This window comes from Streptomyces sp. NPDC091281, from assembly GCF_044757425.1.
Taxonomy (GTDB): Bacteria; Actinomycetota; Actinomycetes; order Streptomycetales; family Streptomycetaceae; genus Streptomyces.
Genome location: NZ_JBIVUY010000009.1, coordinates 19,359 through 41,569 on the forward strand (window position 1 = coordinate 19,359; position 22,211 = coordinate 41,569).

A 22,211-nucleotide genomic window follows, 5' to 3' on the forward strand; every position below is an offset into this window, starting at 1 on the left:
ACTCGGGGCGCTCAGCCGGGTGAGTGCGGGGGCCGTACGGGGCAACCGGGGCCCGCCCGGGTGAGCCGTCCGTGTCCTGGGCGCGGGGGTCCGCCGGGGCGGCGGTGCCGGGACGCGGGAAGGGCCCGCGCCGGGCCACCCAGGGGGTGGTCGGCGCGGGCCCTCGGCCGCGGGGGCGGCCGGGTCAGCCCAGGGCCAGCACCGCCGTCAGGACCTCCCGGAGGGTGTCCTCGGCGCGCGGGTCCGGGCCCGGGGAGCGCCAGGCGACGAAGCCGTCGGGGCGGACGAGCACCGCCCCGCCGGGCGCCGTGCCGTGCCGCTCGTGCCAGTCGACGCCGTCCTCGGGCGCCAACTCGGCGCCGTCGGCGGCGCCGAGACGGTACGACACCAGCGGTACGGAGAGTTCCGCGGCCAGCCGCAGGGCGGCCTCGTGCCAGTCGGCCGGGGCGTCGGCGTCGCTCAGCAGCACCGGGGTCCGCTCGTACAGGTCGAGCGTGGAGATCCGCTTCCCCGCCCGGCGCACCCACAGGTGGGGCGCCCGGGTGCCGGGGCGGCCGTCGAGGGTGAGGCCCTCCGGGACGACGGGCGCGGCCGGGTCGGCGCCGTGCACCGCGCCGAGCGGGTAGCGGTAGCCGAGCGCCACGTTCAGGATGCCGCGCTGGGGCGCGCCGCCGCCCGCGCCGGGGCCGCCGGAGGGCGGGGCGAAACCGGGGTGGCTGTGCTCGGCCGACCGGACGGCGGCGCGGGCGCTGGTGGCCTCCGCGACGGGGCGGCGTTCGAGGTCGTAGCTGTCGAGGAGGTCCTCGCCCGCCCAGCCGCCGAGGACCGCGGCGAGCTTCCACGCCAGGTTGTGGGCGTCCTGGATGCCGGTGTTGGAGCCGAACGCGCCGGTCGGCGACATCTCGTGCGCGGAGTCGCCCGCGAGCAGCACCCGCCCGGAGCGGTAGGCGGTCGCCACCCGCTGCGCGGCGTGCCAGGGCGCCCGGCCGGTGATCTCGATGTCGAGGTCGGCCCGGCCGACGGCGCGCCGGATGTGCTCGGCGCACCGCTCGTCGGTGAACTCCTCCAGCGTCTCGCCGCGTTCGGGGTGCCAGGGGGCGTGGAAGACCCACCGTTCGCGGTTGTCGACGGGCAGCAGGGCGCCGTCTCCGTCGGGGCTGGTGAGGTAGCAGACGATGAACCGGCGCTCCCCGACGACGTCCGCGAGGGCGCGGGAGCGGAAGGTGATGCTGACGTTGCTGAACAGCTCGCCGGGTCCGCTCTGGCCGATCCCGAGCTGCTCGCGGACGGGGCTGCGCGGGCCGTCGGCGGCGACCAGCCAGTCGGCGCGGGCCGTGGTGTGCTCGCCGGTCTCCCGGCTCTTCACCACCGCCGTCACCCCGTCGGGGTCGGGGTCGAAGGAGATCAGCTCGGTGGAGTAGCGCAGGTCGCCGCCGAGCGAGACGGCGTGGTCGCGCAGGACCGGCTCCAGGTCGTTCTGGCTGCACAGGCACCAAGAGCTGGGGCTGAAGCGGGCCAGACCGCCGCCCGGGTCGATGTCCTTCACCAGCCACTCGCCCGCGTCGCCGGTCAGCGAGGGGGCCTGGAGGATGCCGTGGTTGTCGGCGAGGGTGGCCGCCGCCCGGTGGATCGCCGGTTCGACGCCCGCGGTCCGGAACAGCTCCATCGTGCGGACGTTGTTGCCGCGTCCGCGCGGGTGGTGGGAGGTGCCGGAGTGGCGCTCCACCAGGGTGTGCTCCACCCCCAGCCGGCCGAGGAACAGCGAGGTCGACAGGCCCACGAGGGAGCCGCCGACGACGAGGACGGGAACCCGGTGGGGCGCGCCGCCGGGCGGGTCGGTTCTTTCGGTCATCACTTTGTCTCCAGCACGGTCGTGTCCGCCGGACCGAAGGCACGGCGCAGGGCCGTCCGGCCGGTCCGGCCGGGGCTGTCATGCATGCCCCGCGCGGCGGGCGGCGGCCCAGGCTTCACCCGCATAGGGACGGTCGTTCGGAGCACCCCGGCCGCCTGGTCCCGGGCAGGCGAAGGGCCCGGGGCGGCGGCGCCGGCGTGCGCGCCGGACGGTCCGCCCCGGGCCCTCGGGCCGCGGGTCAGTGCGCCGGGGTCAGAGGCCGGACCCCAGACCGGTGGTGGTGTAGGCGCACTCGGTGTAGATGTAGCCCGGCTCCAGCTTCGCCGTGTCGGAGGCGGGCGAGGAGGACAGGGACGACGACGCGGACTTCGACTTGTGCACGAAGTACGTCGTGCCGACCGGGAGGCTGATCGTGCGCTCCGGGTAGTTCTTGCCGCCGCTGCACGGCTTGAAGCCCCGCAGGATGGTCGAGCTGAAGGAGTACGCCTTGCAGCTGCCGCAGCCCTTGAGGGTGAGGCTCCCGGTGACCGGGCCCGTGTAGAGGACCGTGATGTCGTCGGGGCTGTCGTTCTTCACCGTCACCGAGATGCTGCCGCCGCTGCGGGTCGTGGGCAGCGACTTCCCGGCGGCCGGGACGGTCTGCGCGACCTCGGCGCCGATCGCTATCTTGCGGGCGCGGGCGGTGTTCTTGGCGTTCTTGCCGGTCTTGGCGTACTCGGTCATGGTCGTCTGCGCGGCCGAGAAGTCGCCGTCCCGGTACTGGTCCACCCCGCAGGCGTACGTGCCCTCGGCGGCGCTGCCGGTGGCCCGGCCCGCCTGCTGGGTGAGCGTGGCGTCGAGGCCCGCCTCCTCGCCCGGCAGCCCGTCGATGCTGGTGCCCAGGGAACGCAGCCGGGTGACGGCGCGGCACGGGTCGTCACCGCCGAGGCCCTTGGCCTCCCGGTCGACGGCGGCGCTCACGGCGGGCTGGACCTTCTTCGCCTGCTCGGAGTCGGGGAAGGTGGTGAGCAGCTCGCCGAACTGGGAGGCCCAGGTGGAGCGGTCCTCCGCGAGCCCCGTCGACCCGCACTCGTAGAGCGAGGTCGCCAGCCGGTCGTCCGGCCACTTCTCCAGCGCCCCGAGGTCCGTGGACGGCAGGTCGTCCGGCACGGTCCGCAGGTAGGTGAGCGGCGCGATCGCCGTGCAGTAGTCCTTGTCCTCGTAGGCGGCGGCGACGGTCGTGTAGTACGTCCGCATGCGCGACGGCACCTTCGCGGCGGCCCGCGAGCCGGGGTGGTCGGCGCGCAGGTCCTCGTAGTCCCGCAGGGCGCGGCGGTAGTCGGCGCGGCCGCTGCTGAAGTCGGTGCGGCCCGCCTTCGCCACCAGCGCGTCGGCCTCGTCGAGCCGGTCGAGGAGCATCTGCTCGGTCGCCTCGTCCTTGGCGTCGCCGTAGAGCACGACACCGCCCGCGGGCACGGCGAGCAGCACCAGGCCGAGGATCAGGGCGATCGGTGAGCGCGGGATCAGGGCGCGGCTGCGCAGGCCCACGACGGCGCCGTGCGCCGCCGCCGCGATCAGGACCGCGACGTAGAGGACGAGCCAGCCCGTCGGCACGCCGTCCGGGTCGGCGGGCAGCGCCACCAGGAGCAGCACGATCGTGGCCACCCAGCACACGGCGGCCAGGAGCCAGCGCCGGACCAGGAGGTAGCCGAGGCCGAGGCCGCTCAGGTTGAGCGCGGCGACGGCGGCGGCACGCGCCGCGTCCGGGGGCTCGGCCGGCGCGGGCGGGGCGGGCGGGCCCCAGATCTGGACGGGCGGCGGTCCGGGCGGCATGGGCGGCATGGCGAAGCCGGGGCCCTGTGCGGGGGCCGGTGCCGGTCCGGCGGCTGATCCAGGTGCGGGTGCGGGTGTCGGTGCAGGTCCTGGGGGTGGCGGCGGTGTCTGTGCCGGTCCCGTGGCCGGGTCCGGGCCGGACGCCGGGCCGGGTCTCGCCGCGTCCCCCGCTCCCGTGCTGTCCCCCGCCGCTGATCCCGGTCCCGACCCGTGGTCGTGCGGGCCGTACTGATCCCCGGACATCGCTGTCCTCCCCCATTGCCGACGCCGTCGCAACAGCGCCTGATCCCCTCGGACTTGGAAGTGTAAGGGCGGGAAGGACGGGCCGACAGGGGCGGCGGGGTCGATGACCGGTTCGAGTGCCGGGCGGGTCGCCCACCGCCTCCTCGCCGTGGGCGGCGCGGCACCGTCAGGGAGTCGGGATGCCCGCCGGACGACGTGCCGGGCGGCCCAGCCGTACCGGTACGCCGGGGGAGTACAGGACGCTGACCGGGGCCCCGGCCGGTGCGGGGAGCCCGGCGGCGGCGATGAGGTCCTCCTCGCAGACGAGGAGGTCCGCGCGGTACAGGGGCCAGCGCGGATGCTGGTTCGCGAGGTAGGCGGCACCGCCGAAGAAGGCGTTGTGCATGCCCCAGCGGGCGGTCAGGAAGTGCTCCAGCGCGGTCGGTTCCCCGATCCGCTCACCCCGCCGCACCACGATCCGGCTGGACGCCCCGCGCGGCCCCGGCCAACGCCGGGCACTGCGGTAGGCGACCGTGTCCCCGTCGGCGCGCACGCTCATCCGCGCCCACAGGTACGGCAGCCGGAACCCGGCCCGCCCCATCAGCACCGGGATCAGCCGGGAGGCGTCCATCGACCGGAACACCACCCCGCGCCGCCCGTCCGCGTCCACCGAGTACAGCCGCACGTTGGTCTCCGGGAACGACCCGAGGTACGGCACCCCCGGCAGCCCCAGCCAGCCGACCCGGTGCATCCGGAACGCGACGAGCCCGACGTACGTCCGCCCCTCGTGGACGTCCGGCACCGTGCCGCGCGGCAGCAGCGGCGCCACCGTCTCCGGGGCGACGGCCCAGTGCACGAAGCACAGGTCGAGCCACTGCTGCGTGAGCAGGGCCGTCCTTATGGGACCGGGGGCGTCGGGTGTCACTGCGGCGGGCGGCTGCACCGCGCCAGCATCGCAGACGGCACCCCCGGCGGCGGGACGCGGCCCCAGGGCACCCCGGAGCCGGGACCGCGCCGCGCTCCTTCCGGTCCTCCGGCTCAGCTCTCGGCCGGGAGCGGGGGAGCCGGGCGCGGCGCGATCAGCGCGGCCAGGTCCTCCGGGCTGCGGGGGCCCGCCTGGGGGTCGGCGAGCAGGCCCTGGGAGGTGAGGAGGCGCCCGACCGCGACGCCCCACGGCAGGCGCAGGCCCGCCTCCCGCAGGAGATCGGTGCGGGCCAGCGCGTCGGGGGCCGGGGCGGTGTGCGCGCCGGACGGGGTGAGCAGGGCCGCGTCGTCGGCCCAGCGCAGGGCCAGGTCGACGTCGTGGGTGGCCATCACCACCGTCGTACCGGCCGCGCGCAGCCCGTCCAGGGTGGCGAGCAGCCGCTCCTGCCCGTCGGGGTCGAGCCCGGCGGTCGGCTCGTCGAGGATCAGCACCCGCGGCCGCATCGCCACGGCGCCCGCGATCGCGGTCCGCTTGCGCTGGCCGTACGAGAGCAGGTGCGTCGGCCGGTCGGCGAGCGCGGTGATGTCCAGCGCGGCAAGCGCCTCCTCGACCCGGCCGCGCACCTCGGCGTCCGGAAGCCCCAGGTTCAGCGGACCGAACGACACGTCCTGCGCGACCGACGCCGCGAACAGCTGGTCGTCCGGGTCCTGCACCACCAGCTGCACGGACGTCCGCAGCCGGGTCAGCCCCTTGCGGTCGTACGTCACCGGCCGCCCCTCGACCGCGAGGGTGCCGGTGCGGGGGCGCAGGCCGCCGCTGAGCAGCCGCATCAGCGTCGTCTTGCCGCTGCCGTTGCGGCCCAGCAGCGCCAGGGCGCGCCCCCCGCGCACCGTGAAGTCGAGACCGTCGAGCACGACCGGGCCGTCCTCGTACGCGAACGACGCACCCCGCAGGGTGACCAGCTCGCTCATGACAGGGGACCTTCCAGGACGAGAGTGAGGGCGACGAGGGCCAGCAGCAGCCCGGCGCTCAGCACCGTGAAACGGACGGAGACCCGGGCCTCGGGCACCAGCACGCGCAGCGTCCCGTCGTAGCCGCGCCCGGCGAGACCCGTCTGGAGCCGCGCCGCGCGGTCGAAGGCGCGGACGAACGCGGTCGCGCCGAGCCCGGCCAGCGACCGCCACTCAGCGGCCCGGCCGGTGTGCCCGAGCCGGGCGGCCTGCGCCTGACGGATGCGCCGCACCGAGTCCAACAGCAGAAAACTCATGCGGTACGTCACCAGCGCCACGTCCACCACCGGCGCGGGCACGCCCGCCCGCACCAGGCGCGGCAGCAGGTCGGACATCGGCGTGGTGAACGCGAACAGCAGCACGCCCAGCGAGGCCGCCGACGTGCGCAGCATCAGCTCCCCGGCCCGCAGCGGGCCCCCGTCGGCGAGGGAGACCAGGCCGTCCGGCCCGCCCACCTGCACCAGCAGGGTCACCGCGCCGGTCGCGCAGAACCCCAGCGGGACGCGGTACGCCCGCCACAGCCGGCGCGGCGGGACGCCCGCCGGGCCGAGCAGCACGGTCAGCGCCGTCAGCAGGACGAGGGCCGCCCCGGGCCACGGCGGCAGCGAGATCGCGAGCAGGGTCAGCCCCAGCCCGAGCACGGCCTTGTCCACGGGATGGCGGCGGCGCCAGCGACTGCTGTGCGCCGCCGCGTCGATCGGCAGCACCGGGACTCAGACCCGTCCCCGCGCGGACCCCTCGCCCTCGGCGAAGCCCTCCGGCGCCCCTTCGGGTCCGTCGGCGCGGGCCAGGGCGCGGGCCTCACCCTGCCTGCGGCCCCGGTGGACGCCGAAGTAGTAGGCGAGGACGCCCGCGCCGAGCGCCGCCTGCACGGCGAACAGCGCCGACTCGATCTCCCCGGACGGCGGCTCGTACAGCGGGGTGAACCACGGCTCGTAGTCCGGCTCGATCTCGGTGATCGCGGTCTCCGCCTCGGCGTCGGCGCCGACGAACGGCTCCTCCTTGTGGTCGCCGAGCCCGAGGGCCAGCGGCAGCACCGCGAGGGCGAGGACGGCGAGCAGCAGCAGGAGGTTGGTGCGGTTGTTCCGGTTCAGCTTCGGGTTCGGGCTCATCGGGCCACCGCCTCCGTGGTGTTCTTCGCCGCGCCGCGTCCGCCGCCGGTCACCAGCACGCCCAGCCGGGTCAGTTCGCCCTTGCTGGACTGCACCAGCAGCCGCATCACGAGCACGGTCAGCAGGCCCTCGCTCACGGCGAGCGGGATCTGCGTGACGGCGAAGATGGAGCCGAACTTGCCGAGCGCGCCCAGGAACCCGGTGCCGGGGTCGGGGAACGCCAGTGCCAGCTGCACGCTGGTCACGCAGTAGGTGGACAGGTCGGCGGCGAACGCGCCCAAGAACACGGCCGGCATCAGCGGGACCCCGAACCGCTTCAGCAGCCGGTAGACGCCGTAGCCCGCCCACGGGCCGACGATGGCCATGGAGAAGACGTTGGCGCCGAGCGTGGTGAGCCCGCCGTGCGCGAGCAGCAGCGCCTGGAAGAGCAGGGTGATCGTGCCCAGGACGGCCATGATCGGCGGGCGGAACAGGATCGCGCCGAGGCCGGTGCCGGTCGGGTGGGAGCAACTCCCGGTGACCGACGGCAGTTTCAGCGCGGACAGGACGAAGGTGAAGGCCCCGGAGGCGCCGAGCAGCAGGGTGCTCTCGGGGTGCTCCCTGACCTCACGGGTGAGTGACCGGACTCCGTGGACGACGAACGGCGCCGACGCGACGCCCCAGGCGACCGCGTGCGCCGGAGGCAGAAATCCCTCGGCTATGTGCATGGCTTGGCAGACCCTCTCCAGCACCTCGTGGATGGTTGACGCGCCCTGGCCGGTCTCCTGGCTGACGGGTGACACCGCCCGTGCTCCGCCTTCCCGGGTCCGAGGACCCAGTGGCTGCCCGTGAGGGCCGGAGCCGGACTTCCCGATCACAGTGGCGAGGGCCGCACCGGCATCACACCGGATTTCCCGTTCACCAAGGCGTCGTGACAGTAGTGCCAGTACAGGGGCGGTGACAAGCGGCACCGGGGGGCGCGCCCACGGCGGGCGGGGGTCTCACGCACCGGCGTGGCCGCGGGCGCGGGGAGCCGTCCCGCGCCCGTCGTGTGTCCGTCGGGGAAGGCGGCTCAGCGGCCGTGCCAGTCGAGGCAGAGGACGAGGGCGTCGTCGTCGGGGACCGGACGGCCGCGGTGGCTGGTCAGTTCGCGCAGCACGGCGCGCGGCACCTCGGCGGCGGGCAGCAGCCGGGTGGCGGAGATGGCGCGGGCGAGCGCCGCGTCGCCGTACGCCTCGCCGCCGGGGGAGGCGACCGCGTAGACGCCGTCGCTCACGAACACCAGCCGGTCTCCGGGCTGCACCTGGAACTCCTGGGCCACGTAGTCGGTCTCCTCGAACATGCCCAGCGGGAGCTGCGCGTCGAAGTGGACCCGCTCCACCACCCCGTCGCGCAGGCGCAGCAGTTGCGGGGAGCCCGCGTCCACGACGCGGGCGCGGCCGGTGGCCGTCTCGACGTCCAGCATGAGCACGGAGAGATAACTCCGGCCCCGGTAGTGGGCGTAGACCGCCTGGTCGGCCAGGGCCGCCTGGTCGGCGAGCGGGATGCCCGCGCGGCGCGCGTTGCGCAGCGCGTTGACGGCGAGGCTCGTCAGCAGCGAGGCCTCCGTGCCCTCGCCCATGCCATTGGTGACGTACAGCGTCAGCCGGTCGGCCGCGGCGGACCAGTCGAAGTTGTCGCCGTGGATGGCGTACGCGGGCTCCAGCTGGGCGCCCAGCTCGTACTCGGGGAAGGAACAGGAGCGGCCGGGCAGCAACTGCCACTGGATCTCCGCGGCCAGGGTCAGCCGGTCGCGGCGCCGGGCCCGCAGATACAGGTCGGTGTCGCGGTCGGCGACGACCACCTCACGGCCCAGCACCTCCGCGATCTCCCGCAGTTCGTCCAGCGGCGCCGACGCGTACTCCTGGTCCGGCAGGTCCACCGACAGCACGCCCAGCCGGTCACCGCGCACCGACACCGGCAGATGCACCCGCACCAGCCCTTCCTCACCGCGCAGGGGCTGCACGAACGGCTCCTGAGACCCGAACGCCCGCCCGGCCGGGCTGTTGTGCACCGACGGGACGTCCGACGCGCCTTCCGCCCCGCCGACCGCGGGTCCGGCGCTCCCGACGCCTTCCGGGCTCTCCGTATTCTCTGGGTTCTCTGCGTCTTCTGTGTTCTCTGCGTGTTCGATGCTCTCCGTGTTCTCGGGCGCGAACACCGGTTGCAGGGTGGTCAGGCTGTAGTCGGCCATGAACAGCTCCACGGCGCGCGCCCCGTACTGCTCGGCCAGGGCGCGACGGAGCGCGTCCAGCAGCTCGTGCGGCGCCGCCGTCCGTACGGCGCGCTCTGTGGTCTCGAATCTCTTCACGACGGTGATGCACCGATCCTTCGTGGTGGGTCGGCCCGTGAGCCGGAGGTGTCCGCCGGGACCCGTCGGACACCCGCCGCTCGTCGGGCGGGGGTTCGGAAACGCGTGCCCTAGTACGCTGGCGGTCGCCCCAGCGCCTGCGAGAGTGTGACCGTGACTGCCTTCCGTGACCGGCCGGACCCCGACGAGGTGGCACGCGTGACCTCGACGGCCGCCGAGCTGCTGGAAGTGCTGTGGGGCCGCGCCTCGACCGCTCCGGCGTCCGCGTCCCAGCTGCGGGTGCTGCTGATCCTGGAGCACCAGGACGGCATCAACCTGCGCACACTGGCCGACTCGCTGGCCTCCACCCCGCCCTCGACGAGCCGCCTCTGCGACCGTCTCCAGGCCGCCGGGTTCGTGGAGCGCGTGGTCAGCCCCGCCGACCGGCGCGAGGTGCACCTGCACCTCAGCGCCCGCGGCAGGTCCTTCCTCGCCGACCTGCGGGTGCGCCGCCAGCGGGAGCTGCGGACAGTCCTGGCGCGCATGCCCGCCGGGCAGCGGGCCGCCCTGGCGGAGGGCCTGGCGGCGTTCGTCGACGCGGCCGCGGCCGGCATGCACGGCGAGGACCGCGGGTCCGGCCGGCAGCCGGGAGCGCGTACGGCCTGAACGGCCGGGGCGGCCCGGTGCCGTCGTCCGGCACCCGGCGCCGCCACCCGTCCGCAGGGCGCCGCACACGATTCGTTCACAAAGAGACCGCTACCCCGAGTCGCCGGAAACCTTCCCCCCGCGGTCCTGGTCTCGCGAGAAAGAACCGTATGGATCGGCCCGTCCGGGTTACTCCACCCCCATGGCACGTACATCGAGAACCGGCCCCGACGAGCGGGTGGAGCGGCGGGCCCCGGACGAACCGACCCAGCTCCCCGGGCACTCGTGGTGGGCGGTGCTGAAGGGCACGGTCAAGGAGTTCCAGGACGACGAACTCACCGACCGGGCCGCCGCGCTCACCTACTACGGGGTGCTCTCGCTGTTCCCCGCCCTGCTGGTCCTCGTCTCCCTGCTCGGCATCGCCGGGAAGTCGGCGACGGACGAGGTCCTGAAGAACCTCCAGAAGCTCGCGCCGGGCTCGGCCCGCGACATCATCAGTGACGCGGTCACCCAGCTCCAGGGGCGCGGCGGCATCGGCTCCCTCATGGCGGTCGTCGGCATCGTGCTCGCCGTGTGGTCGGCCTCCGGCTACGTCGCCGCCTTCATCCGCAGCGCGAACGCCGTCTACGACATGCCCGAGGGCCGTCCGGTGTGGAAGGTGCTGCCCGTCCGGGTGGGCGTCACCGTCGTGCTGCTGGTCCTCGCCGTGGTCAGCGCCGTGATCGTGGTCTTCACCGGGGAGCTGGCCCGCCGCGCGGGCTCGGTCCTCGGCATCGGCGACACCGCCCTGACCGTGTGGTCGATCGCCAAGTGGCCGGTGCTGGTCGTCCTCGTCACGCTGATGATCGCGCTGCTGTACTGGGCCTCCCCGAACGTCAAGGGCCGCGGCTGGCGCTGGATCACGCCGGGCAGCGTGGTCGCCCTGGTGATCTGGCTGCTCGCGTCCGCGGGGTTCGCCTTCTACGTGGCGAACTTCGCGTCGTACAACAAGACGTACGGCACCCTCGCCGGGGTGATCGTGTTCCTGGTGTGGCTGTGGATCAGCAACATCGCCCTCCTGCTCGGCCTGGAGTTCGACGCCGAGCTGGCCCGGCAGCGGGCGGTCGCCGGCGGCCATCCGCGCGACGAGGAGCCGTACGTGCCGCCGCGGGACACCCGCGCCTGGGACGAGGAGGACCGGGAGCGGGCGGAACGCGAGCGGGACCGCCCGGTCGACGGCTGACCGGCGGCCCTGCGGCCGTCGGTCCTCCGCGCGGGTCGGCCGCCCGCAGCTTCTCTTGGGCGCGCCCGAGCCGCATCTCGCGCAGACGGCTCAGCGGGTTGATGCCCAGAAGGTGGCGGCACGCGTACGGGCGGGCCCGCGGTCGGCGGCGGGGCCGGTGAGGACGTGGTCGCGGATCGTGCCTCGTGGACCGGACACAGCCAGATCCGGCCAGTGGCGTGCTCACCCGCGCGAACGGCGACGGTGCGTGCCCCGACGCCGGGCGGGCCCGCGCGGACGGGCGCGGGGCCCGTGCCGACGGCGACGGGCCCCGTACCGGTGATCGGGCTCCGATCAGGCCGGATGGAGCTGGTACACGTGGAAGGCCTGGCCGATGACCGGCTGGGCCACGTTGCGGACCCGTACCCCGCCCGCGGTCATCCCGTGCTCGGTGCCCAGGTGGGCGTGGCCGTGGACGGCGAGGTCGGCGCCCGCGGTGTCGATCGCCTCGGCCAGCAGATAGCTGCCCAGGAACGGGTGGATCTCCGGCGGCTCCCCGGCCAGCGTGTCCGCGACGGGCGAGAAGTGGGTGAGGGCCACCCGTACCGCGCAGTCCTCCTCCGCGAGGCCGAGCAGCGCCGCGTGCAGGGCGTCCGCGCTGCGCCGGGTGCAGCGGACGAACTCCTTCATCAGGGGCTCGCCGAACTCCCCGGCGCTGCGTCCGGCGAACCCGCCGCCGAATCCCTTGACCCCGGCGACCCCGACGCGGGTCCCGGCGCACTCCACCACGGTCCCCTCGCCCTCCAGCACCGTCACCCCGGCGTCCTGGAGGATCGCGGTGACCTTCTCGGGCTGCTCGTCGTGATGGTCGTGATTGCCGAGCACGGCGACGACCGGCACCGGCAGCCCCCCGACCTCGCGGGCGACCACCGCCATCTCCTCCGGCGTGCCGTGCCGGGTCAGATCGCCGGCCAGCAGCAGCAGGTCGGCGCACGCGTCGAGGGTCTCGAACGCGGGCCGCAGCAGGCCCTGGCTCTCGGGCCCCATGTGGATGTCCCCCACGGCGGCGACCCGGACCACGGCGGACCCCCCGGTCGCGGCCGGTTCCCCGCTCACGGCGGCTCCGGCGCTCACGGCAGATCCTCCGCCCGCTCGGGGGAGGACGTCCCGGCCACCACCACGTCGGTCTGCACGGCCAGGCCCGACAGTTCCTCCCGGACCGTCCGCAGCAGCGCCTCGCGGCACTCGGCGGACGGCACGGTGCCCGTCACCCGCACCGTGCCGCCCCGCACGTCCGCGCGGACGCCCAGCTCGGCCAGGTCCTCGGCCGCGAGGCGCTCCCGCAGGTGCGCGACCCGGTACTCGGTGTGCGCCGGGTCGGACGGACGGTCCGTTCCGGCTGTCGGTTCCCTCATGATGTGCGCTCCTTCCTCATGACCTGCCCCCGCACTCCGTCGCCGGTGCCCTGCCAGGGCCCCGCGTCCTCGGCCCGCGGCCGTCTCGGCGGAACCACCTCCAGCCGCTCCAGGAAGTAGAAGAAGGCGTCCTGCATCGGCCGGTCGCCGACGGCGGCGCGGACCGTGTCCCAGTCGACGCGCTCGCGCAGGGTGCGGGCGATCGGCAGGGCCGCTCCGAAGTCGCAGTGGTGCTCCGAGAAGGCGGCCACGAGACTGTGCATGAGGTCGGTCGGCGCCAGCACCGGCATCAGCACCGAGTCCACCGACAACTCCGGTGCCCGGTCCAGGAGTTCCGTCGAGACCGGCTGATGGGCCAGCTCCAGGATGAGATCGACCTGCTGCCCGAAGCAGGTCGTCTTCAACAGCCAGTCCTCGGGCGGCGCGTACACGTCCAGCCCGGCCGCCCGCAGGGTCTCGGCGACGCTCTCCGCGTCCTGGGGACGGAACACGAAGTCGACGTCGTGACGGAGGTTCTGGGTGCCGCCGTGGGCGTACACCGCGACGCTGCCCGCCAGGGCGAACCGGTGACCCGCTCGCTTGAGCAGCGACCCCACCTGTTTCGCGGCCTGGAGCAGCGCCTGGTTGTGGTCGGGGGGCGGGTCCGCCGCGATCGGGTCGTGCGGAGGGGGCGGAGCCTGCTGCGCGCGCCCGTTCGTCGGGTCGGGCCCCGTCCCGCCCCCCGCCAGCCGCAGCGCGGCCGCTCCGGCGTGCTCGGCCGGCGGCCCGTCGTCCGCTTGCTCCGTCATGAACTGCCCTTTCGTCCCTCGGACCCGGCTGTCCGGGCCCGACTCCGGGCCGTCCCCCTGGACGGGCCCCACCGAGGGAGTCCGGGTACCCGCAGCGACCCCGCCGACACGACCCGCGACAGCGGCGGGCCCATCGCGTCGGCGCGGATTGCCCGCCGCGGGCCTCCGGGGCACGCTGGAACCATGGCCGTGCAGAGCAAGGGCGCCCCGACGCTCATCAGCTCGGTGCGACGGGCCTTCCGTCTGCTGGAGGCGGTCGGCGCGCACGAGAACGGCGCGCCCGCGAAGCAACTGGCCCGCGAGACCGGCCTCCCGCTCGCCACCGCGTACCACCTGCTGCGCACCCTCGTCCACGACGGCTACGTGCGCAAGCTCGACGACGGCGGCTTCGTCCTCGGTGACAAGCTCCAGACGCTGCGCGCGACCGGCCGGGGGCAGGCGCTGCTGAGCCGCGTACGGCCCGCGCTCGCCGCCCTGCGCGACGAACTGGCCGGGGCCGCCTACCTCACCTTCTACGAGGAGGGCGAGATCCGGGTCGCCGAGATCGTCGACGGCCCCCGCGCGCCCCGCGTCGACCTGTGGGTGGGCTTCGAGGACGCCGGGCACGCCACCGCGCTCGGCAAGTCCGTGCTGCGCGAGATGGGGGACGACGCCCGCCGCGAGTACCTGGGCCGCCATCACCTCCCGGACCTCACCCCGCGCACGATCACCAGCGCGCGCGAACTGGTGCGCCGCCTGGACGCGGCCCCGCTCGCCCCGGCCGTCACCGACCTGGAGGAGTACGCCCTCGGCACGGTCTGTGTCGCCGTCCCCGTCTACAGCGGCGACCTGCTCGGCTCGCTCGGCGTCTCGCTCCCGGCGCACCGGCCGAGGCGGCTGCGGGAGGTGCGGGAGAGGCTGATCCCGACCGCGAGCCGGGTCACGCGAAGCCTGTCGCTCACTATCTGAAAATACTCACCTTGTGGCGCCCCGACCCGGCACGTTTTCCTGGATGAAACGGGTGATTCGGTACTTCACTCCCTACATCGCCCCGACAGTGCCGTCACAGGCATCCCCGCGCGCGCTCCCGTGTGCGGGCCCCCACAGGTGAGGACTGCGGACACGAGATGACTCCGGCCCGACGAGACCGCCGCGACGGTCACTGGACCGTGCCCGGCCCCCGGACCCTGTTCCGCGCCCACCGGCTCCCGTTCTCCCAGCCCCCGCTGCGGTCCGAGACCCCGGCCGACCGGACCGCCGGACCGGCGCCCCGGCGGGCGCTCGCCCGGCTCGCCGCCGGCACCCCCGTCCTGCCGGTGCTCGCCGTCGCCGTCGTCGTCCTCCTCGTGGACCCCGTCGGCGGCGCGGACGCGATCTGGCTGCCCCTCCTCGCCGCCGGACCCGCCCTGGCCGCCAGCACCAACGGCACGCGCGGCGTCGTGTGCGTCGGTCTGCTCGCCGCCGCCCTGGGGCTCCTCCTCGGCACCCGCCACGGCGTCCCGGCCCGCGAACTGGCGGCCGTGCTGTCGGTGCTGGCGGCCGTCACCCTGGCGAGCGGCCTGGTCAGCGTCCTGCGCACCCGCCGGGAACGCGTCCTCGCCGCGGTCCGCTCGGTCGCGGAGACCGCCCAGCACGCCCTGCTGGCCCCGGTGCCGCCGACCGTCGGCCCCTTCGAGGTCGCCGTCCGCTACAGCGCCGCCGCGGCCGAGGCCCGCATCGGCGGCGACCTCTACGCCCTGGTCCCCACGCCGTACGGCGTCCGGCTCATCGTCGGCGACGTGCGGGGCAAGGGGCTGCCCGCGGTGGGTACCGCGGCCCTGGTGCTCGGGGTGTTCCGGGAGGCCGCCCACGACGAGCCCGACCTGCGGACCGTCGTCGAGCGGATCGAACGCAGCCTCGCGCGCAACCTCGGCCCCGACGACTTCGTCACCGCCGTCGTCGCCGGACACCCCGGCGACGACCGCCTGGAGATCGTCAACTGCGGGCACGCGCCCCCGCTGCTGGTGCGCCCGCCCGGGGACGTCACGGTCGTCGAACCGCCGCGTCCCGCCCCGCCGCTGGGGCTGCGCGCCCTGCACGACGAGACGCCCACGCTGCACGTCCTCCCCTTCGCCCACGGCGACCAGCTGCTGCTCTACACCGACGGCGTGACCGAGGCCCGCGACCGGGCCCGCGCGTTCTACCCGCTCGCCGACGGACTGCGGCGGCGGCTGACCGACGAGCCCGCCCGCACCCTGTCCGCGCTCCACGACGACCTCCTCGACCACGTCGGCGGACGCCTCCACGACGACGCGGCGCTCCTGCTCATCCGCAAGCCCCCGGCCCCCGGCCCGGCCTCCGCACCCTCACCGGCCCCCGCGGCCGAGCAGCGCGTCTGACGGCCCGCGGGCGGGGCGGAGCGGAGCCGGGGGCGGCTCTGGGGCTCCGGGGTGCCGTCAGCTCACGCGCCGGGCGGCGGGCCGTCGCGCGGGACGGGGCGACGTCACGCGTCGGCGTGCCCCGCCCCCGTCACAGCCCCTCGCCCAGTGCCGCGTACACCGCGCGCAGATACCGTTCCGCGCGGGGTGAGCCGATGATCCCCGCGCCCATCTTGTTCATCATGTAGCTGACGGTGACGCGGCGGTCCAGGTCCGCGACGGCCAGGGAGCCGCCCCAGCCGCCCCAGTAGCAGACCCGGCCGCTCGGGATGTACGGCACCGTCCGGGCCTCCGGGAGTGCGAAGCCGATGCCGAAGCGGACCGGGACGCCGAGCACGAGGTCGACGCCGTGGCTCTGTTCGTCGAAGACCAGGTCGACCGTCTCGGGGGAGAGGAGCCGGACCCCGTCCGCGGTGCCGCCGAGGGCCAGGACGCGCAGCAGGCGGGTGACCGAGCGGGCGTTGCCGTGGCCGTTGAGGGCGCCCAGTTCCGCCGCCCGCCACGCGGGGGTGTTGGCGGCGGCGGGGTCGGTCCTCGGGCCGACGAAGGTCTTGTAGACCGGGCTGTCCGGGTCGAGCGCGCCGAAGTCGATCGGCAGCGGCGGCGGCACGATCACCGGGGCGATCCGGTGGGTGTCGGAGACGGCGGCACCGATCCGGAAGTCGGCGCCCAGCGGCCCCGCCAGCTCCCGCGCCACGAACTCCGTCAGCGACAGTCCGGTGACCCGGCGGACCAGCTCGCCGACCAGGTGTCCCATGGTCTGCGCGTGGTAGCCCGACGCCGTTCCCGGTTCCCACCAGGGCTTCTGCGTGGCGAGCGCGGCCGTCGCGGTCGGCAGGTCGTACATCTGCTCGGTGGTGAACGGCGCGTCCCAGCCGGAGAGGCCCGAGGTGTGCGAGAGGACGTGGCGGACCTCGACGGCCTCCTTGCCGCCCGCGGCGAACTCCGGCCAGTAGCGGGCGACCGGCGCGTACGGGTCGAGCAGTCCCCGCTCGACCAGGACGAGCGCGGCGAGCGCGGTGACGGTCTTGGTCGTCGACCACACGTTGACGAGGGTGTCGCGCGTCCAGGGCGTACGGCGGTCCGTGTCGTGCCAGCCGCCCCACAGGTCGACGACGGTCTCGCCGTCGACGTCCACGGCGATCGACGCGCCCAGGTCCTCGCCGCTGTCCAGCAGGTCGGCGAGGGTGTCGCGCACCGGGGTGAAGCGCGGGTCGCAGTGGCCCGAGACCTGGTCGCCGCTCATGGGTGCCTCCGATCCGACGTCGTCCGACGACGTCCACGTGCATGGCTGAGTTCGATATTCGAAGTCATCTGGACCGTCACCCTTCCGACCTGACTTCGAAATGTCAAGTCAGGTGAGGGTCTCGGCGGCACGGCAGGGCGGGAGATGAGGGCGACCGGGGGAGCGGCGCCGGGGGAGGCCGGGCGCGGACACGCCTGCGTCCGCGCCCGCGGTCTGGGACGGGGGGCGCGGACGCGGGGGGCGGCTCGGGTCAGGCGGAGGCGTGCTCCGCGGCGGGGCCGGCCGGGGCGGGCGCGGGGCGGTGGGCGAGGAGGGAGGTCAGGATCTCGCCGGACCGGACCGCCGTCGTGGACAGCAGGGTCGAGGTCAGGCCGTGGGTGTGCTCGGTGCCGCCCTGGAGGTAGACCCCGGCGGAGACGTGCGCGACGGTCTCCACGCGGTGGTCGCGGCCGACGCGCAGCGCGTCCTCGTCGTCGCGCAGGCAGACCTTGGCGACCTCGCCGAGGTTGTCGCCCATGCCGCGCGGCCGGTAGCCCGTGGCGTACACGAGGAGGTCGGCGTCGAGGACCTGCTCCTCGCCGGTCGGCAGGAACTCGACGGTGACCCGGACGCCGTCCGGCCGCCGCGTCACCTCGCGCAGCCGGGACACGTTCAGCATCCGTATGCGCTGGGTGCCCTGCACCTTCTCCCGGTACATCGTGCGGGACAGCGACTCGATCAGGTCGAGGTCGACGACCGAGTAGTTGGTGCTGCGGTGGTAGTCGTGCAGGGCCTGCTTCACGGCGGGCGGCGCCCCGTGGAAGAGGTCCACGGCCTCCGGGTCGAAGATCCGGTTGGCGAACGGGCTGTCGTCGGCGGGCGTGTAGCCGTACTTGGCGAACACCGAGCAGATCTCGGCCTCGGGGAAGCTGCGGTGGAGGTAGTCGACGGTCTCGGCGGCGCTCTGGCCCGCGCCCAGCACGACCGCGCGCCGCACCGGCTCGCCGGAGCGCACCCGTTCGGCGACCCGGGGCAGCAACTCGCTGTTGTGCCAGGCGTGTCCGGAGGGCACCACGCCGGGCGGCAGGTGCGGCTCCAGGCCGGTCGCCACGACGAGGGCGCGGGTGCGGCGCACCGTCGGTTCCCCGTCGCCGCCGGGCGCGCGGGAGACGACGTCGAACCAGCGGACCTCGCCGTCCTCGACGACCGGCCGCACCGCGACGACCTCCGACCCGTACTCCACGAGGTGGGCGAGGCGGGCGGCGGCCCAGGCGAAGTAGTCGTGGAACTCCACGCGCAGCGGGAACAGCGTCTTCTGGTTCAGGAAGTCGACCAGGCGGTCCTGTTCGCGCAGGAAGCACAGGAAGCTGAAGTCGCTGGTGGGGTCGCGCATCGTCACCAGGTCCTTGAGGAACGACACCTGCATGGTGGCGTCGTCGATGAGCATCCCCCGGTGCCAGCCGAAGCCGGCCTGCCGTTCGACGAAGCCGGCCCGCAGCCGTTCGCCCTCGGGCGCGGTCGCGTTGTGCTCGTGCACGGCGATCGCGAGGGCGAGGTTCGAGGGGCCGAAGCCGATCCCCAGTACGTCGTAGACCGTGTCGGGCCCGCTGTGCAGGGTCGTCACCGCGTCATCGCCTTCCTTAGAGCTGACCGGGTTCTCCGCGAGGAATCCGTGACTCCCCCCAAACGGACCCATCGTAGATAAGGTTAGCCTTACCTCTCAATGGGTGGGAGGGGGCGGGGGGTTGAACGGCACCCCCGGCGGCCCCCGGGCAGCCCCGCGGACCCGCCCCCGCCCGCCTGCGGCAACGGCTCGGCGGGGACGGTGTGTTGTCGGTCACGGAAGGACCGGGCGCCCCACGTCGGGCGCCCGCTGCGGGCTACGCCCGGCCGGAGACCTTCTCCACGGGCCCGGCGGCGGTCGCGGAGTCCCCGGACTCCCCGGAGCGCACCGGGGGTTCGGTGCCGTGGTGGCGGCCCATCGGGATCACCATCGGCGTCCCGCTCACCGGGTCCTCGCCGATGACGCAGCGCAGCCCGAAGACGTCCTCGACGACCTCGGCCGTGATGACGTCCGCCGGGGCGCCCTCGGCGACGATGCGGCCCGCCTTCATCGCGACCACGTGATCGGCGTACCGGCAGGCCTGGTTGAGGTCGTGCAGCACCATCACCACCGTGCGGCCCTGGTGCCGGTTGAGGTCGGTGATCAGGTCCAGCACGTCGATCTGGTGCGCCAGGTCGAGATACGTCGTCGGCTCGTCCAGCAGCATCACGGGCGTGCCCTGCGCCACCGCCAGCGCGATCCACGCCCGTTGGCGCTGCCCGCCGGACAGCTCGTCCACGGCGCGGTGCGCGAGGTCGCTCATCGACGTGGCCCGCAACGCCTCGTGGACGGCGTCCTCGTCGGCGCTCGACCACTGCCGCCACCAGCTCTGGTGCGGGGCCCGGCCGCGCCCCACCAGGTCCACCACGGTCAGCCCCTCGGGCGCGACCGGCGCCTGCGGCAGGATGCCGAGCCGCTGGGCCAGGGCCCGGGTGGGGATGGTGTGCACGGCGCGGCCGTCGAGGTGGACGGCGCCCGCCTCGGGGGCGAGCAGCCGGGCCAGCGCCCGCAGCAGCGTCGACTTGCCGCACGCGTTGGCGCCGACGATCGCGGTGACCCGCCCCGGCGGGACGGCGAGGTCCAGGTCGTGCACGACGACCCGGTCGTCGTACGCCAGGCGCAGGCCCTCGGCCCGCAGGTCGGGGCCGTCGGCGCCGCCGGGGGCCGGGGCGGTGCTCCCGTCGGTGCGGGGGAGGGCGCCGGGCCCGCCGGATGCGCCGGGCCCGGCGGGGAGCCCCTTGTCGGTCGATGACACGTCTTCAGCCTCCTGAACCGGCGCGGTTGGCGCGGACGAGCAGCCACAGCAGGACGGGGGCGCCGAGGACCCCCGTGACGATCCCGACCGGGAGTTCCGTGTCGGGGATCAGTTTGCGGGCGACGAGATCGGACCCCAGCACCATCACGGCGCCGGTCAGGCCCGAGGCGAACGGCGGCGGGAACGCGGTCCCCGCCAGCCGCTGCGCGACCTGCGGGGCGGCGAGCGCCACGAACGCGATCGGGCCCGCCGCCGAGGTGCCGAACGCGACGAGACCGACCGAGACGAGCAGCACCCCGACCCGCACCGACTGCACCCGCGTGCCGAGGCCGCGGGCGACGTCGTCGCCGAGTTCCAGGGTCCGCATCAGCCGCCCGAGCAGCAGCGCCGTCGGCAGCAGCACCGCCAGGGCCACCGCGAGCGGCTGGATCTGGCTCCAGGTGCGGCCGTTGAGGTTGCCGACCAGCCAGCCCAGCGAGGCCTGCGCCTGGAAGCGCTGGCCGCGGGCCATGAGGTAGTCGGTGGCGCTGGTGCAGATCCAGGACACCCCGACGCCGACCAGCACGATCCGGTAGCCGGTGGTGCCCCGCTTCCAGGCCAGGGCGTAGACGATCGCGGCGGCGGCGAGCGCGCCGAGCAGGCCGAGCGCGCCGGTGCTGAGCCCGCCGTCCCAGCCGAGGACGATCCCGGCGACGACGGCGACGCCCGCGCCCTGGGTGATGCCCATCATGTCGGGGCTGGCCAGGGGGTTGCGGGTCATCGCCTGGAGCAGCGCGCCCGAGACGCCGAACGCGATGCCGACCATGAGCCCGGCGAGCGAGCGCGGCAGCCGCAGCTCGTCCACGATCAGCTGGGTGCCGGGGTCGGCCGCGCCGAACAGCGCCTTCGCGACGTCCGTCAGCGGGAGCGCGATGTCGCCGACCGCCGTCTCCACGCAGAACGCGGCGAACGCGGCGGCGGCCAGCAGCAGCGACACGGCGAGCAGCCGCGGGCGGACCACGCCGGAGACGGGCGGCACCGCCAGCCGGAACACGACCCGGCCCGCGGTCCGCCGGGCCGGGGTGCCGTCGGCCGGTGTGCCGGGCCCGGTGTCCTTCCGGCCGCCGGGGTCCGTCCGGCCCGCCGGGGTGAGCTGGGTCGTCATGGCGTGCGGCTCCCTGGAGCGAGACGGACGGGAGGTTGGGACGTACCGTGCGCGACGGGCGTACCGGGCGTGCGCGGCGTACGGGGCGAGGTCTCCGTACGGAGCGGGGGCGCCGTGCGGGGCGAGCGGGCCGTACGGGATGCGTGCGCCGTGCGGGCGGACGCGCGGCGGGACGCGCCGGGGCCCGGTGCGGGAGGAGGGGCCGGTCGTCCGGCGGGTCCGGGGCGCACGGTCACAGTTCCGCGAGGCGGCGTCGGCGGACCAGGGCGATGAAGAACGGGCCGCCGATGAAGGCGACCAGCACCCCGGCCTGGATCTCCACCGGGCGGTCGACGACCCGGCCCACCACGTCGGCGGCCAGCAGCAGGCAGGGCGCGAGAATCGCCGAGAGGGGCAGCAGCCAGCGGTGGTCGGGGCCGAGTCCGGCGTACTGGGCGAGGACGCGCGCGATGTGCGGGACGACCAGGCCGACGAAGACCACCGGGCCGATCACGGCGACGGCCCCGCCGGTCAGCAGCGTCACCGCCACCACGCCCTGGATACGCACCAGGCCCAGCCGCAGGCCGAGCGAGGTCGCCACGTCGTCGCCGAGCGCGAGGCTGTTGAGCGAGGGCGCGCTCGCCAGGGCCAGCAGGGCGCCGACGGCGAGGAAGGGCAGGACCCGCAGCAGGACATCGGTGTCCTGGTTGGCGAGGGAACCCGCCGACCAGAAGCGGTAGCGGTTGAGGGCGTCGGGGTCGGTCAGGGCGATCGCGCTGGTCAGCGAGAACAGCACCGAGGTCACCGCGACGCCGGACAGGGCGAGTTTGACCGGCGTGGAGCCGGACCGGCCGAGCCCGCCCAGGACGTAGACCAGCACGCTCGCGCCGAGCGCGCCCGCGAACGCGAACCAGATGTAGCCGTACACCGAGCCGATCCCGAGCACGCCCACCGACAGGACGACGGCGAAGGCGGCGCCCGCGCTGACCCCGAGGATGCCGGGGTCGGCCAGCGGATTGCGGGTCAGGGCCTGCATCAGCGAGCCGGAGAGGCCGAGCGCGGCCCCGGTCGCCAGGGCGAGCGCGGTGCGCGGCAGCCGCACCGACCAGATGACGTTGCTCACACGGGCGTTGGGCGCGTCCCCGAGGAGGGTGTCCCAGACCTGCCGCAGCGGCACGTCGAGGGCGCCGTACGCCATCGACAGCGCGCACAGCAGTGCGAGGACGGCACCGGAGAGCGAGAGCAGCAGTACCGCGCGGGGGCCCGTGGCCGCCCGGACCTCAGAGGTCCCCACGTCAACTTCCTTTGGTCAGGCTTGC

The 22,211-nt window shown here is 74.9% G+C and carries 20 protein-coding genes and 1 riboswitch; of the genes, 4 read left to right on the forward strand and 16 right to left on the reverse strand.

Annotation, left to right across the window (positions count from 1 at the left end; all coding sequences use genetic code 11):
• Positions 1-184: 184 nt before the first annotated feature.
• The 8 genes from ACIQPQ_RS23265 to ACIQPQ_RS23300 form a co-directional block, all read right to left on the reverse strand.
• On the reverse strand, positions 185-1,852 hold the full coding sequence (locus tag ACIQPQ_RS23265) for an FAD-dependent oxidoreductase (RefSeq protein ID WP_401306547.1): 1,668 nt from the start codon (positions 1,850-1,852) through the stop codon (positions 185-187).
• A 252-nt stretch (positions 1,853-2,104) separates the two neighbouring features.
• Positions 2,105-3,664, reverse strand: a complete 1,560-nt coding sequence (locus ACIQPQ_RS23270; RefSeq protein ID WP_401306550.1) for a hypothetical protein — start codon at positions 3,662-3,664, stop codon at positions 2,105-2,107.
• A 409-nt stretch (positions 3,665-4,073) separates the two neighbouring features.
• On the reverse strand, positions 4,074-4,829 hold the full coding sequence (locus ACIQPQ_RS23275) for a YqjF family protein (protein WP_401306553.1): 756 nt from the start codon (positions 4,827-4,829) through the stop codon (positions 4,074-4,076).
• A 95-nt stretch (positions 4,830-4,924) separates the two neighbouring features.
• Positions 4,925-5,782, reverse strand: a complete 858-nt coding sequence (locus ACIQPQ_RS23280) for an energy-coupling factor ABC transporter ATP-binding protein (protein ID WP_401306556.1) — start codon at positions 5,780-5,782, stop codon at positions 4,925-4,927.
• Positions 5,779-6,528, reverse strand: coding sequence for a cobalt ECF transporter T component CbiQ (gene cbiQ, locus ACIQPQ_RS23285; RefSeq protein ID WP_401306558.1), 750 nt, complete (start codon positions 6,526-6,528; stop codon positions 5,779-5,781). Before cbiQ ends, ACIQPQ_RS23280 begins: the two co-directional genes overlap by 4 nt.
• A 6-nt stretch (positions 6,529-6,534) precedes the next feature.
• The gene (locus ACIQPQ_RS23290; RefSeq protein ID WP_401306561.1) at positions 6,535-6,933 is read right to left on the reverse strand and encodes an energy-coupling factor ABC transporter substrate-binding protein; all 399 of its coding nucleotides are present in this window, start codon (positions 6,931-6,933) and stop codon (positions 6,535-6,537) included.
• Positions 6,930-7,640 (reverse strand): energy-coupling factor ABC transporter permease, encoded by a 711-nt coding sequence (locus ACIQPQ_RS23295; RefSeq protein WP_401306563.1) that lies wholly within the window; start codon positions 7,638-7,640, stop codon positions 6,930-6,932. The genes ACIQPQ_RS23290 and ACIQPQ_RS23295 overlap by 4 nt, the downstream gene beginning before the upstream one ends.
• Before the next feature lie 29 nt (positions 7,641-7,669).
• Positions 7,670-7,875, reverse strand: a riboswitch (cobalamin riboswitch).
• Positions 7,876-7,984: 109 nt separating this feature from the next.
• Positions 7,985-9,262 (reverse strand): PP2C family protein-serine/threonine phosphatase, encoded by a 1,278-nt coding sequence (locus ACIQPQ_RS23300; RefSeq protein WP_401306566.1) that lies wholly within the window; start codon positions 9,260-9,262, stop codon positions 7,985-7,987.
• Positions 9,263-9,409: 147 nt separating this feature from the next.
• Between ACIQPQ_RS23300 and ACIQPQ_RS23305 the strand changes: the two genes are divergently transcribed.
• Both ACIQPQ_RS23305 and ACIQPQ_RS23310 read left to right on the forward strand, forming a co-directional pair.
• Positions 9,410-9,907, forward strand: coding sequence for a MarR family transcriptional regulator (locus ACIQPQ_RS23305; RefSeq protein ID WP_401306568.1), 498 nt, complete (start codon positions 9,410-9,412; stop codon positions 9,905-9,907).
• A 181-nt stretch (positions 9,908-10,088) separates the two neighbouring features.
• On the forward strand, positions 10,089-11,108 hold the full coding sequence (locus ACIQPQ_RS23310; RefSeq protein WP_383774006.1) for a YihY/virulence factor BrkB family protein: 1,020 nt from the start codon (positions 10,089-10,091) through the stop codon (positions 11,106-11,108).
• A gap of 333 nt (positions 11,109-11,441) precedes the next feature.
• Here ACIQPQ_RS23310 and ACIQPQ_RS23315 read toward each other — a convergent pair whose 3' ends face one another.
• The 3 genes from ACIQPQ_RS23315 to ACIQPQ_RS23325 are packed head-to-tail and all read right to left on the reverse strand — an operon-like array spanning position 11,442 to position 13,290.
• Positions 11,442-12,167 carry a metallophosphoesterase gene (locus tag ACIQPQ_RS23315; RefSeq protein ID WP_401307151.1) on the reverse strand — a complete coding sequence of 242 codons (726 nt, stop codon included), beginning with the start codon at positions 12,165-12,167 and terminating at the stop codon, positions 11,442-11,444.
• 50 nt (positions 12,168-12,217) lie between these two features.
• Positions 12,218-12,502, reverse strand: coding sequence for a BON domain-containing protein (locus ACIQPQ_RS23320; RefSeq protein ID WP_401306570.1), 285 nt, complete (start codon positions 12,500-12,502; stop codon positions 12,218-12,220).
• A complete protein-coding gene (locus tag ACIQPQ_RS23325; RefSeq protein ID WP_401306572.1) occupies positions 12,499-13,290 on the reverse strand; it encodes a nucleotidyltransferase domain-containing protein in 792 nt (263 codons plus the stop codon). Before ACIQPQ_RS23325 ends, ACIQPQ_RS23320 begins: the two co-directional genes overlap by 4 nt.
• A 183-nt stretch (positions 13,291-13,473) precedes the next feature.
• Between ACIQPQ_RS23325 and ACIQPQ_RS23330 the strand changes: the two genes are divergently transcribed.
• Together ACIQPQ_RS23330 and ACIQPQ_RS23335 are read left to right on the forward strand one after the other, a co-directional pair.
• A complete protein-coding gene (locus ACIQPQ_RS23330; protein ID WP_401306575.1) occupies positions 13,474-14,238 on the forward strand; it encodes an IclR family transcriptional regulator in 765 nt (254 codons plus the stop codon).
• Positions 14,239-14,579: 341 nt separating this feature from the next.
• Positions 14,580-15,647, forward strand: coding sequence for a PP2C family protein-serine/threonine phosphatase (locus ACIQPQ_RS23335; RefSeq protein WP_401307153.1), 1,068 nt, complete (start codon positions 14,580-14,582; stop codon positions 15,645-15,647).
• Positions 15,648-15,777: 130 nt separating this feature from the next.
• Here ACIQPQ_RS23335 and ACIQPQ_RS23340 read toward each other — a convergent pair whose 3' ends face one another.
• The 5 genes from ACIQPQ_RS23340 to ACIQPQ_RS23360 form a co-directional block, all read right to left on the reverse strand.
• Positions 15,778-16,932 carry a serine hydrolase domain-containing protein gene (locus tag ACIQPQ_RS23340; protein ID WP_401306576.1) on the reverse strand — a complete coding sequence of 385 codons (1,155 nt, stop codon included), beginning with the start codon at positions 16,930-16,932 and terminating at the stop codon, positions 15,778-15,780.
• A 250-nt stretch (positions 16,933-17,182) separates the two neighbouring features.
• On the reverse strand, positions 17,183-18,535 hold the full coding sequence (locus tag ACIQPQ_RS23345; RefSeq protein ID WP_401306579.1) for a lysine N(6)-hydroxylase/L-ornithine N(5)-oxygenase family protein: 1,353 nt from the start codon (positions 18,533-18,535) through the stop codon (positions 17,183-17,185).
• 256 nt (positions 18,536-18,791) lie between these two features.
• The gene (locus tag ACIQPQ_RS23350; RefSeq protein ID WP_401307155.1) at positions 18,792-19,652 is read right to left on the reverse strand and encodes an ABC transporter ATP-binding protein; all 861 of its coding nucleotides are present in this window, start codon (positions 19,650-19,652) and stop codon (positions 18,792-18,794) included.
• Between the two features lie 121 nt (positions 19,653-19,773).
• Positions 19,774-20,913, reverse strand: coding sequence for a FecCD family ABC transporter permease (locus ACIQPQ_RS23355; RefSeq protein ID WP_401306581.1), 1,140 nt, complete (start codon positions 20,911-20,913; stop codon positions 19,774-19,776).
• Positions 20,914-21,145: 232 nt separating this feature from the next.
• Entirely contained in the window at positions 21,146-22,186 is a 1,041-nt protein-coding gene (locus ACIQPQ_RS23360; RefSeq protein WP_401306584.1) for a FecCD family ABC transporter permease, read from the reverse strand.
• Positions 22,187-22,211: the final 25 nt, after the last annotated feature.